Annotated in this window: 8 protein-coding genes and 3 pseudogenes; 4 read left to right on the top strand and 7 right to left on the bottom strand. The window is 70.5% G+C overall.

Annotated elements, in window-relative coordinates; translation table 11 throughout:
• Positions 1 to 213 precede the first annotated feature (213 nt).
• Positions 214 to 447, top strand: a complete 234-nt coding sequence (locus A6P39_RS08230; protein ID WP_234378805.1) for a hypothetical protein — start codon at positions 214 to 216, stop codon at positions 445 to 447.
• Between the two features lie 73 nt (positions 448 to 520).
• Here A6P39_RS08230 and A6P39_RS08225 read toward each other — a convergent pair.
• The 4 genes and pseudogenes from A6P39_RS08225 to A6P39_RS08210 form a co-directional block, all read right to left on the bottom strand.
• Positions 521 to 981, bottom strand: a pseudogene (locus tag A6P39_RS08225) (SDR family NAD(P)-dependent oxidoreductase); the annotation flags it as partial.
• A gap of 63 nt (positions 982 to 1,044) precedes the next feature.
• Positions 1,045 to 3,219, bottom strand: a complete 2,175-nt coding sequence (locus tag A6P39_RS08220; protein WP_067043152.1) for an FUSC family protein — start codon at positions 3,217 to 3,219, stop codon at positions 1,045 to 1,047.
• 315 nt (positions 3,220 to 3,534) lie between these two features.
• Positions 3,535 to 4,710 (bottom strand): glutathione-independent formaldehyde dehydrogenase, encoded by a 1,176-nt coding sequence (locus A6P39_RS08215; protein ID WP_067043043.1) that lies wholly within the window; start codon positions 4,708 to 4,710, stop codon positions 3,535 to 3,537.
• A 291-nt stretch (positions 4,711 to 5,001) separates the two neighbouring features.
• Positions 5,002 to 6,093 carry a hypothetical protein gene (locus A6P39_RS08210; RefSeq protein WP_067043156.1) on the bottom strand — a complete coding sequence of 364 codons (1,092 nt, stop codon included), beginning with the start codon at positions 6,091 to 6,093 and terminating at the stop codon, positions 5,002 to 5,004.
• A gap of 307 nt (positions 6,094 to 6,400) precedes the next feature.
• On the opposite strand from A6P39_RS08210, the pseudogene A6P39_RS08205 reads away from it, so the two are divergent.
• Positions 6,401 to 7,343: pseudogene (locus A6P39_RS08205) on the top strand (ABC transporter); the annotation flags it as partial.
• A 288-nt stretch (positions 7,344 to 7,631) separates the two neighbouring features.
• On the opposite strand, the gene A6P39_RS08200 reads toward A6P39_RS08205, so the two are convergent.
• Positions 7,632 to 8,081 carry a DUF1931 family protein gene (locus tag A6P39_RS08200; RefSeq protein WP_067043047.1) on the bottom strand — a complete coding sequence of 150 codons (450 nt, stop codon included), beginning with the start codon at positions 8,079 to 8,081 and terminating at the stop codon, positions 7,632 to 7,634.
• A 478-nt stretch (positions 8,082 to 8,559) separates the two neighbouring features.
• Between A6P39_RS08200 and A6P39_RS08195 the strand changes: the two are divergent.
• Positions 8,560 to 8,690 (top strand): annotated as a pseudogene (locus tag A6P39_RS08195) (transposase); the annotation flags it as partial.
• A 26-nt stretch (positions 8,691 to 8,716) separates the two neighbouring features.
• Here the strand turns inward: A6P39_RS08195 and A6P39_RS08190 are convergent.
• Entirely contained in the window at positions 8,717 to 9,562 is an 846-nt protein-coding gene (locus tag A6P39_RS08190) for an aldo/keto reductase (protein ID WP_067043050.1), read from the bottom strand.
• A gap of 101 nt (positions 9,563 to 9,663) precedes the next feature.
• Positions 9,664 to 10,851, bottom strand: a complete 1,188-nt coding sequence (locus tag A6P39_RS08185; protein WP_234378806.1) for an MFS transporter — start codon at positions 10,849 to 10,851, stop codon at positions 9,664 to 9,666.
• 266 nt (positions 10,852 to 11,117) lie between these two features.
• On the opposite strand from A6P39_RS08185, the gene A6P39_RS08180 reads away from it, so the two are divergent.
• On the top strand, positions 11,118 to 12,008 hold the full coding sequence (locus A6P39_RS08180; protein ID WP_067043057.1) for a LysR family transcriptional regulator: 891 nt from the start codon (positions 11,118 to 11,120) through the stop codon (positions 12,006 to 12,008).
• Positions 12,009 to 12,147: the final 139 nt, after the last annotated feature.

Here is a 12,147-nt window from a genome sequence, read left to right as displayed (position 1 = left end):
AACTCGGCCGGCAGACGGTCGCGGAATACGCGGAGCAGTGGCGGCCCCGGCAGCGCACAATGACCGAATACTCCACGGGGTGGTACGTGGACAGCTCCATCAACGTGCACATCATCCCCCGCCTCGGATCGCAAGCTGTATTCCGTCACGCCTGTCCTGGGAGAGCGCTTCCTGGACGAGCTGGAGACGGACGGGATCGGTCGCGGAAACCAGGTGAACATCTTCCGCACCCTCAAGGCCATCCTGCGCGATGCCTATGGCAAGGGGGCCATGGCGGATGACCCTGTGAAGGGCGTCCAGGAACCTGAGAATGTCCGCGAGAAGGTGGTCATCCCGTCCCTCGCCTACGTGAAGAAGGCACTGATCGTCGCCGACGAAGATCTCGCGCTCGAGATCGTCATGATCATGGGTTGGCATCAACGACTACCTGCAGGCACCTGGTTGTGACTGAGCGATCCGCCACGCCGGGTTGAACCATGGCAGTTGGCCGTCGGATGGTTGTACTGGGTGCGGCTCCGGACTACCGAGATCCGAGGTTCGGATCGGTGCCGGCCAGCTCACCGCTGGCGACAGGCGAGAGGCGACGGCCGGGTCGGCCATGTGAGAAGGGACGGGCTCACACCGTGGTCTGCCGCGCAGGCCGAAGACCCTCGGCCCCCACAGCTGCCCTCCCTGCACCCCCGGGGCGAGGACGGCACGGATGATGGGTCATGCTCCGGCGTCCTTGGCCTGCACCAGGAGCGCGGCGGGCAAGGCGCGCAGCCGCTCCCAGGGGTTGTCACGCTGACCTGCGGGCGGGACGGGGCGAGGGAGTCCAGTGCACCGCCGGGGTGGGCCACCACACTGAGCACCGTGCTGGCGAAGGTGCGCAGTCGGCGATCGGGTTCGAAGCCGAAGCAACTGCAGATCGCCGAGGTCCAGTTGCTCGGACCGCGCCGCGAAGCTGCCCACTGTCACTCTGCGGCCCGCCGACGCCGCAGTCTGGACGCGGCCGGAGACTATTTCCCGTTCCAGCAGGCGCAGCGCCCTCCGTCGTCGGCGCCGTCATCCACCCCGGTGCGCGGGCCCCGCTCCGTTACCTTCCGCAGCCAGGGCCGCCCGCACCCGCTGCTCCTCGCGAGCAGAGCCGACGTCCCGTTCCAGGGGTGTGCGGCTCACGGCTGTCGCGAGGTCTTCCAAGGCCCGTTTTTGCAGTTCCGCCTCGCGCCGCACGACCGGGCTCCCATTGCCGGCGGCGTCCTCCCACGCGTGGAGCGCCTCCTCCACGCGTCCCCAGTCCGGATTCCTGTGCTCGCGCACGGCCATTGCTGCCTTCGCGGTGTCCGTCTCCAGGGCCTCGGCGAATCGCTCCGCCTCGGGGACGAAACGGCTGTCGGTCCGCGGGACGTTGCTCTCCATGAGCATCGCTGCCCGGCCGAACCCCTTGAGCGCCTCCTGCGCCTCCTGCGCCTCGCGCGACGTCAGACCCCTGGGGCGGACCGGTTCCTGCCTTGCCCGGTCGTATGCCTCCTGCCAGGCGGCACGTGCCTCCCTGCTCTCCAGCAGTGCCCTGCGCATGCCGGCGTGATGCTCCCGGGTCGGTTCGGCGTAGTCGCGGAGCACCGCGGCCGCGTAGCGGCCGTTGGCGGCGAGCCAGTCCGCGAGCCGGCCCGGCAGCCGGGGTGTCTCCCATGCGGGGAACACCACGTACGCCAGCATCGCCAGGGCCCCGCCGAGCAGGGTGAGCACCACCCGCTCCGGGACCGTCTGCTCCCATGCCTGGCCGCCCATGCCGAGCAGGAAGACGACGTACGCGGCGGTGAAGCACTGGGAGTAGGCGTAGCCGGTACGGTTCAGCGTGTACGACAGGCCCGCCGAGACCACCGCCAGCGCGCCGGACACATGGGCGTCCGGGCCCAGGGCCCGCACCATCCCAGTGGCGAGCGCGACCCCCGCCAGGGTCCCGGCGAGACGGGCCACTGCACGCGCGTACGTCCGGTGGAAGTCCGGCCGCATCACCATCACCGAGGCGATGGGCGCCCAGTAGCCGTGGCCCAGTGGGAGCCGGGCGGCGATCAGATAGCCGAGCGTGGCCACCGCCGCCAGGCGGACGGCGTGCCGGAACACCGGCGAGTCCCGGCGGAACTCACGGCGGACCGCCCGTACGACGACCGGGACCAGCCGGAGCATTGTCGGCCGCACCAGGAACTGGGCGCCGGCGAGGCCGGGCGGCATGGGCGTCCTCCCGCGCGCGCAGCCGCTCCCGGCGATCTCCAACGCCTCGCCGAGCAGTTCCACGAGCCGTTCGGCGGCTTGCCGCGCGGGGCCCTCCAGCACCTCGTGCTCCTCGTCGACGCACAGGACGTCCATGCTCCCGGGCCGCACCTCGGCGGGGGTGCCGCGGCGGATCGAACGGGCGGCCGCATCCAGAACGTCGGCTGCCGCGTCGAGCAACTCCCGCGCGCGGTCCCGCCCGGGTCCCTCCGCCGGGGCGCCGACGTCCGGGTCGGCGAGCGCGGCGACGACCGGCCGAATGCGCTCGGCGAGTCCCCGGGGGCCGTGCAGGACGGGGGGACGGGTGCGGGCCTGTGACGGCGTCACGGCAGCCGCGTCCCGGGCCGTCATCAACGGCTCCGGGTCGAACGGGGCGGTCGGGTCGTGCCGCAATCGGCGGGCGTAGTCCGCCACGGCGGCCAGGGCGTCGGCGAGCGCGTCACGATGCGCTCCCCAACGCCGGATCGGGAACAGCAAGATCAGCACGGCCTGCGTCACGCCCCCGAGTGCGATGACCCCGGCGTGCTCCAGGGCGCGACCGATGCTCGTGGGCAAGGTGACGGTCACCAGCATGCTGCCCACGGTCGTCGCTGCGACGATCCCAGCGGTCGATCCGACGGCCCACGCCATGCCCGCGGCAAAGGCCCATACGGCCAGCAGCGGCAGGAACGTCACGAGTCGCCCCGCCGCCAGGTAGCCCACGAAGGTGCTGAGCGCCAGACCCGCGCCCGCGCCGAGCGCGACCACCTTGCGCGGACGCCAGCTGCGCTGGAAGGTGGCCCCACCCGCGGAGTAGGCGCCGAGGGCGGCGGACGCGGCATACGCAGGGGAGACCAGCCACAGCGCCGGCCCGATGACGATCGCCACCCCAGCGGCCGTGCGCAGCGCGAGCAGGGGCTCCAGCCGCGTCTCCTCGATCGTGAGCCCAGATCGCACGACCTCCCCGAAGGCCCGCAGCCACGTCACGGGTGTCCGCCTGGCGGGAATGCCCTGCCGGGTCGCGTCGGCCTGGTTGAGGTGCGGCAACCGTCAAGCAAGGAAGCCTCCCACACGGCCCGCTGGCTGGCTGGCGGCCGCAGCCGCTGGACGGGGTGCTGCCGCTGCGGACACTGCTGAGCGTCCGCCGTCCGTCCTCCAGACCGAAGCGCGGGCATTCGGTGTTGGTTCAGGTCCGGCCGGAGCGCGGCGATTGCCCCCGGCCCCGTCCGGCGGACGGGCAGATCGCCACCCGTCCCCCGGACCGGTCCAGGGGAAACAGGGGGCACGGCGGCCCCGGGTCTCTTACCGCTTGTGGCCGTTCCCGTGTCCGTTGGGATGCAGGACCACCTTGGTCCAGCCTTCGTCACGGGCGTCGAAGTGCTCGTAGGCGGTGGGGGCCTCGTCCAGGCTGAGCTCGTGGGAGACGACGAAGCTCGGCTTCGCCTTCCCGCCGACGATCAGGTCCCGCAGCGCCCGATTGTACTTCTTCACCGGCGCCTGCCCGGTTCCCATGCGCTGGCCCTTGAACCACATCATGCCGAAGTCGATCGGGACCTTGCCCTGAGCTTCCAGCTCGCCCTGGGCCTCCGCGCCGCCGGGGTCCTGGGGCAGGAACACGCCCACCACGCCGATGTCGCCCGTGAACCTGACCGAGTCGATCAGGCCGTTGAGCGTGAGGCTGGCGTCCTCGTGTCCCTGGGGGTCGTGTGCCTGGTAGCCGACGCATTCGCAGCCGTTGTCGGCGCCCAGACCGAGGGTGGCCTCCTTGACGACCTCCGCCGGGCTCCGCTCGGCGGTGTTGATCGGGATGGCCCCGATCTCCTCCGCCTTGCGCAGCCGGTCGGGCTGGTGGTCGGCCGTCCAGACGCGGCCGGCGCCCTTGAGGAGGGCGGAGTAGGTCGCCATCAGCCCGACGGGACCGGCCCCGAAGACGATGGTCTGGTCGCCCGGCTTGACGTGGGCCATCTCGGTGGCGTGATAGCCGGTGGGGAAGATGTCGGCGAGCATCACGTAGTCGGTCTGCCGCTCGGCGGCGTCCTCGCCCAGACGCAGCGCGTTGAAGTCGCCGTAGGGCACGCGCAGCAGCTCCGCCTGGCCGCCCTGGTAGGGGCCCATGTCGGCGAATCCGTAGGCGGCTCCCGCGAGGGCCGGTTCCGGCTGCATGGTCAGGCAATAGTTGGTCAGGCCCTGCTCGCACTGCTTGCAGAAGCCGCAGGCGATGTTGAAGGGCAGGACCACATACTCGCCCACCTGCACCTTGCGGACGGCCGAGCCGACCTCCACGACCTGGCCCATGTTCTCGTGTCCCAGGGTGCGGCCGGACTCGAACGAGGTGCGGCCCTCGTACATGTGCAGGTCCGAACCGCAGATGTTGGTGGTGGTGATCTTGACGATGATGTCGCAGGGGTGTTCGATCTTCGCGTCCGGTACGTCCTTCACTGTGACCGTTCGCGGTCCTTCGTATACCGCTGCTTTCATGATGGCTTCCCTTGATGTCGCGGCATGGCGGTGATGGAGAGGGCGCGAAGAGCCTGACTCTCGGAAGTGCTACGACGGGGTCCGCGACTCCGGCACGCCTCTGCGGGCCGTTCACCTGGATCAGATGGAACGGTGGTTTTGCCGCCGGCCCGCCAGAGGGAACTCCGGCGGCGTGCCGTGCGGGTCCCCGTCGGCCCCCGAGGCGAAACAACCACGCACCGACCGATCAGCGGAATCTCCGGACCCGGACCACCACCAAACCGACGGCACATCTCCGACTGACGTCACCCGCTAGTCACCGTGATCGTCCTGCAGCACGCTGCGACGCTCCTGTTCGCGCTTGGAGTAGGCGGCTGTCCGGATCGCCTCGTCGCTCTCCAGGCCCGATCCCAGCGCGCCGCCCACCGTGGCGACCGAAGCGACGAACCAGGCCAACGTCCAGTACTCCGTGACGTGCAGCGGCGTTCGTGTCGTGGAAGCGAACGCCCGGTCGTTGAGGATGAACAGCGCGCACACCAGGTTGATGAGCATCAAACCCACGTAGCAGACGATCACCCCGATACCCACGGTCACGATCGTCGAGGCGTTGTAGAGAGCCGCCCTCTTCCTCGCCTCCGGCGAAACCTCATCCGTTCGATGCCACAGGTTCGCGTCCACGATCAGCCAGCCGATCATGAGCGCGACAGACCCGACCATGGCGATCACCAGGCGTGGCGTGCTCAGGGAGGTGGCCAGGTTCCAGATGGTGGAGTTCACGGTGGCGACTGCTCCCGTGGCGAGTGCGGCCGCCAGGGCTTTCGACAAGCCTGGCACCAAGCGCCACGGCCGGTTGGCGCGGACCATACCGCCGAGCACCCTCAGGTAACCGCGCGGCCCACTGACGACGTACCGCAGATCGGCGATCTCCTCCTCACCGACCTGGCCCGGATGGATAGGCGCGAGAAGACCGATGAAGGGCCCCCGCAGCGGCTGACTTCCCGGAGGCCCCTCAGCCCCCGTGCCCTGCGGGCCCGCCAAGCTGAGCACGACTTCTTCCACGGCCAGCCGGGCCCTTGTCTGCAGACGCAAGCCCCCCAGCGGAGGAAGAGACAGCAGCGCCAAGCCGTGTTCGTGACTCAGATCCACCACGAGCTTGCGCCCGTGTGAATGCAGCGGAAGGTCGGTGAGGGCCACGACGATGTCCCAACTCTCCGCACTTCCGCGGTCCAGGATCCGGCGCATCAAGGTGGGCGGGTCCTCGGTCCCCGTGGTGAAGGGCTCACTGACCACCTCGACGTCGAACCGTCGCCCCTGGCCCCACTTGTCGGCGAGCCGAACAGGAAGTATCCGGGCCATGCGCTGCGCGATCTCCGTCGGCGCGTCCGGATCCGCCAGAAGAGCCACGACCGTAACGTCCTGAGACGACACCCGGATGACTCCCTCTCGTCGGCTGCCCCCGTGATCGCGAGTGCCCACAGGATGCCCCCGAGGTAACGCCGACACCGCGTGACACGCTGGCCCCCACCAGCAGGTGCAGGCGGCACGGTCGGATCTCCTCGTCCTCCCTGTGCGGGGCCCGCTCCACCGCGGGGCCACTGTTGCGTGCGCCACCGCGAACACCCGCTCCGTGCCACCCGGGCACCGCACGCCGCGCCACCGGCCACCCCACTTCGATGTCCGGCCCGGGAGGTGCGTGGCGGCCGGCGAAGGCGTGCTGACGGCGGTGACGGGCGTGTCCGGTTCCGGAAAGTCGACGCTGGTGACGCAGGTGCTCGCCGAGGTCGTCCGCGACTACCTCGGACTCGTGCCCGAGGAGCCTGACGAGGCGCAGTTGGAGGTCGACGTCCAGGACGCGTCGGGGGTCGAGTCGTTCGACCGGCTGGTCCGGGTCGACCAACGGCCCATCGGCCGAACTCCCCGGTCCAACCTGGCCACGTACACCGTGATGTTCGACGCGTTGCGCAAGCTGTACGCGGCGACGGACGAGGCCAGGGCGCGCGGCTACTCGGCCGGGCGGTTCTCCTTCAACGTGCCCGAAGGGCGGTGCGAGACCTGTCAGGGCGAAGGATTCGTCGCGGTGGAACTGCTGTTCCTGCCCGGCACCTACGCGCCGTGCTCGACCTGCGAAGGCGCCCGGTACAACGCCGAAACGCTGGAAGTCGCCTACCGCGGCAAGAACATCGCGGAGGTACTGGCGCTGTCCGTCGACGCCGCCGCCAAGTTCCTGTCCGCCGTCCCGGCCGCCTCCCGCAGTCTGGAGACGTTGCGCGAGGTGGGGCTGGGTACCTGCGGCTGGGCCAGCCCGCGACGGAACTCAGCGGCGGTGAGGCGCAACGCATCAAACTGGCACCGAACTGCAGCGAGCCCGCCGCGGGCACGCGCTCTACCTGCTCGACGAGCCGACGGCGGGGCTGCACCCCTCGGACATCGCACTGTTGCTGCGACAGTTGCACCGGCTCGTCGACGCCGGCAACACGGTCGTCCTCGTCGAGCACGACCTGGACACGATCGCCACCGCCGACTGGGTCATCGACCTCGCTCCGGGCGGCGACGCGGGCGGGCGGGTGGTCGCGGCGGGTTCGCCGGCCAAGGTGGCGAGGGCCCGCCGCAGCGCCACCGCCCCCCATCTCGCGGCCCGGCTCGCGCACTCCTGACGACAGCGCGAGGGGCTGGGTACCGGTCAGCCGGCTTCGGGGCGCAGGGTCGCGCGCGACGCATCCCTTTTTCCGGGCCGGACTGCAAGGTCCTAAAGTGCCCCGAGCGCGTGTCTGTGCGCGGTCAGTAAAAGCTGCCGTCCGAGTGAGGACGACCTTCGTCCAGCCGTCGTCGCGGGCGCCGAAATACTGGTGTCCGTGCATCTGTCGGCGGCCTTGAGACGATCCGGGGCGGCTCGGCCTTCCCGGCCTGAGACGACTCCGGCGACATGCACCGGGGCGCGACTGCTACAGCAGCCGGTCGAACACCGCGGTAACGCCCTCCCAGTGACTGGTCTGCGGGTTTTTGACATCCGGATACATGATTTTGAACGTCTCGGCGAGGGCGACGCTGAGACCGCCGATGATCTCGGGGTAGCGCTCTTCGGCCTCCTGGGTGGGGGTCCTGTCGAGGGGAGGGTGCGTGGCGAGCTGGTCCAGGATCGGCTTCAGCTCGACCTCCTCGTCGAGCCGCCGGAACCGGTGGATGCTCTCCTGGAGGCCCTTGGTGATCGGTAGATCCCACGGTTCGACGGTATCCCTGCCGTTGGCCTTGGCCGACGCCTGGCCGACGACCAGGAGGTCGTAGAGCTTGGCGTCGACGAAATCGCCGTATCGCTTCAGGTCGTTCCTGTCCACGTCGAGGCTTGCAGCGGCGCGGAAGAACCTCTCGAACTTCGACACACCCATCACGGTCATGCCTCTCGCCTCCTCACCGGGAACGGACGGCGCCGTTCGCTCCCGCCCGCGCCGCCATCGGCTGTTACCCGGTCGAGATTCGCAGAGCCCCCTGCCGAGCGCCTCCGCACTCCAGGGCGAAAAGGGGCGCCCCCTCTTCCCCTGGCAGAGCAGCATGAAGTGCGCAGGCATCCCTCGGCCAGCTGTGCGGCCGTCCGTCCGCAGGAGGCTGTACGACGTTGCAACGCCTCGAACGAGAATTGCTGACCGGACGACACGACCAGTTCGGGGAGCGGGACTGGATCAGGGCACCCAGCCGGGACTGGAACACCGGGGCGGGCTGAAGAATGGGCAGCGGCAGCCGTTCTTCTCCAGAGTGCGAGGTGTCTCGTGAGACACCGGCGACTGAGCTGGCCCTCTTGTCGCGAAGCCATTGACGTGTTTCCGGCGAAACGATCTGCGCGAAGCTGGGGGAACCACAAACGGGCAGGTCAGCGACGAACGCATCAACCACCGCAACGGCTATCGCCCCCCCCCCGAGTGGACACGAGGGCGGGGATGATCGAGCTGGCCATCCCCAAGCTGCGGCAGGGCAGTTACTTCCCACACTGGCTGCTGGAGAGGCGTCGCGGGGGGGCGCCACAATGGCAACCCCTTCAGAGCATCTCCAGGGGCGTGGGCCCGTTAGGCGGCGGGAACGCCTCGTCGAGGGCGTCGAGCGCCTCGGTGGGAAGGTGGAGGTCCACCGCGCCGCCGTTCTCCCGAACGTGGTCGGGTGATCCGGAACGCGGGATCGCGGCCATCCCCCGTTCCAGCACCCAGGCGAGTGCCACCTGGGCCGGCGTTGCTCCGAGGGCCCGGGCCACGGCATCCAGTGCCTCGACGTTCAGGAGCCGCCCCTGCTCGATCGGGGAGTAGGCCATGACCGTCACCCCGGCCTCACGGCACCGGGGGAGAAGATCCCACTCGATGCCGCGCCGGGAGAGGTTGTACAGCACCTGGTCGACGGCCGCGGCGTCGCCACCGGGGAGGGTGGTCAGCTCGGCCATGTCGGCGACGCCCAGATTGCTCACGCCCCAGTAACGGATCTTCTCCGCCTCCATCAGGTCGGTGAATCCCGCAAGGGTCTCCTCGAGTGGCCACCGTCCCCGCCAGTGCAGCAGGTACAGGTCCAGCCGTTCCGTACGGAGCCGCCGCAGGCTGCCCTCGCAGGCGTCGACGGTGCCCTTCCGGTCGGCGTGGCCGGGCAGCACCTTGCCGACGAGGAAGACCTCTTCCCGGCGTCCCCGGTGGGCCTCCCCGACGAGTTCCTCGGCTGCGCCGTCGCCGTACATCTCCGCAGTGTCGACGACGGTCATGCCCAGGTCCACGCCCAGCCGCAGCGCGGCGACCTCCTGTTCACGCCGGGCCGGGTCCTCACCCAGGTACCAGGTGCCCTGCCCGAGCGCCGCGATCTCCTCACCGGCGGGGAGCGCGATCGTTCTGGCCGATTCCGCAGACATCTCGGGCCTCCCGTCCGCCGCGGATCCCTGTCACGCGCACCCGTACCGGGTGTCCAGGTCCGCGCCTCCCAGACAGCCGTGTCGCATGCGCCGCAGGGAGGTCAGGAGGGGCGAGCGGACTGCGCCGAGAACTCACCGGGACCGGGTGCGCGATCGCGCAATGCGACGACCACCGACACAACGGCGCCGCAGGAGAGGACCGTCGCGAAACCGATCATCGCGGTCTGCACGGCGAAGTGCCGCAGGGCGATGCTGAACAGGACGGAGGGCAGGCCCATCCCCAGGTACGCGACGACGAAGAACACGGCGAGGACCCCCGCGCGCGAGGCGGGCTCTGCCACTGAACCGGCACGTTCGACTCCTCCCTTGAACAGCAGCCCGGAGCCGGCTCCTGACAGGGACACGGCGACCAGGTAGAGCCAGAGCGCCGGGTGGTAGAGGGCGACGGCGCACAGGACCAGCCCGACCGGAAAGACCACAGCCCCCACGGTCAGGAGCCGGGGCAGTGGGAGGCGGCCCAGCACCAGCTGGGCGGCCGCCGCGGAACCGAACATGAGGAAGGCCGCCAGGCCGACCACGAGGTGCGAGTCGGTGTGCAGGGTGCCGTGGAGCACCCTCGCCCCGAGGGAGGAGATCAGGCCGAGGATCGCGAAGGCGAAGGCGCCCAGCGCGCCGGCCGCGCCGAACGCCCGCCGGCCGCCGGGGCGCAGGACGAACCTGCTGGGCGGTTGGGCCGCGGGCAACTCCAGGTCCACGGTCTCCGGGGTGCACAGCACCAGCGCCAGACACACTGCCATGGCGAGCGTGAAGATCGCCTGGGCGGTGATCAGGGGCGTGGGAAGCCACTCGGCGGCGGCTCCGGCGACCAGGGGCCCTGAGGCCAGGCCGCCGAGGTTGGCGGCGGTGGCCACGATGCCGGGCAGTACCGAACCCGTCCGTTCCGGACGGACCTCGTGGTGGAGGTCGTGCAGGTACGTCGTCGCGGTCGAGGCCATCAGCCCCAGTCCGACACCGTTCAGGATCCTGCCCGCGATCAGCCCCGGCAGGTCCCGCCACACGATCAGTACGACCGACGCGACGATGCCGACCAGCAGCGCCGGGACGATGATGCGCCGCCGGCCGAGCCGGTCCGACAGGTGTCCCAGCCCTAGGAAGGCGGCCGCCGCGCCCACGACCATCGAGGCGTACGCCACCGTGACCGTGGTCGCACCGAAGTGGTCCCGGGCCTCGTACAGCGGCCACAGCGGGGTCGGCGCGGTGCCGAAGGCCATCAGCACGGTGAAGGCCACCGCCACGAACCAGAAGCCGGTCGTGTGCGAGGCACGGCGCCGGGCGGGGGCGCGGGGCGGCAGGTCGTCGGGAGCAGGTGCTGGGATCCGGTGGGTCGGGTCGTCGGGAGCGTCGGCTGTGGGACGGCTCAGCGGCGTCGGAACGGCAGGCAGGGGTACCCCTCCTCGGGCGGAAGCGGATGGCCGTTTCCATCCTCCTCACCAGCCAGAATCAGTGCCAACGAATGTTTTTGCTGGGTTCCAGCAATGCGAGTGATACTTCTCGTGTGGAGCTACGTCAGCTGGAGCACTTCATCGCGGTCGCCGAGGAGCTGAGTTTCACGCGTGCCGCCCGTCGGCTGCACGTGGTGCAGTCAGGGGTGTCCGCCGCGATCCGTTCACTGGAGCGCGAGTTCGGCTGCGCGCTGTTCGAGCGCACGTCGCAGCAGGTCCGGCTCACCGGGGCGGGCGCCGCGCTGCTGCCGGAGGCTCGGACCACCCTGAACGCCGCCCAGGCCGCCCAGGACGCTGTGCGCGCCGCACAGGACACGCTGCGCGGCACGGTGAACGTGGGCGCCATGGCCTCGGTCGAAGTGGTGGACCTGCCTGCGCTCCTCGGGCAGCTGCACGCGCGGCACCCTGCGATCGACGTCCGGCTGCGGCTGGCGACGGCCGGCTCGGCGGGACTGGCGCAGGCGCTGCTCAGCGGGGACCTTGACGTGGCCTTCCTGTCGCTGCCCGAACGCAAGCCCGCCGGGATCGGCGCACGGGAGCTGGCCACCGTGCCGCTCGTCCTGGTGGTGAGCGCCGCCCATCCCCTCGCGCAGCGGGGAAAGGTGGCACTTGCGGACCTTGCGGGGGAGCCCTTCGTGGACTTCCCGCCGGGCTACGGCAACCGCGAGGTGGTCGACCGGGCGTTCGCGGCGGCGGGCGTCGTACGCCGGGTGGCACTGGAAGTGCCCGACATCGACATGGGGGCGGCACTGGTCCGGCACGGTCTGGGCATCGCCTTCCTGCCCGCGTTCGCCGTTGCCCGCACCCCCGGCCTGCATGTCCTGGACGTCCACGACACCGTGCTCCGCTGGAGCATGCATCTCGGCACGTCGTCGACCCGGCGGCCCAGCTCGGCTCTGCGGGCGCTGCTCGACCTGGTCGACCTCCACGTCCTCGCCCTGTGACGCCCGGGCCGCGGACGCCACCGGTCGGTGGTGTCCGGGGCCCCTGCGTTCGCCTTGCTCCGGCCGCGACATCTGCCGCAGCATCCGCTCACGCTCCCGCTGCCGTCGTCCACAGGCGGCGTCGGACACCTTCTCGGCC

This window comes from Streptomyces sp. FXJ1.172, from assembly GCF_001636945.3.
Classification (GTDB): Bacteria; Actinomycetota; Actinomycetes; order Streptomycetales; family Streptomycetaceae; genus Streptomyces.
The sequence above is the reverse complement of the archived record's forward strand: the minus strand, read 5'-3'. Positions and strand labels throughout refer to the sequence as shown.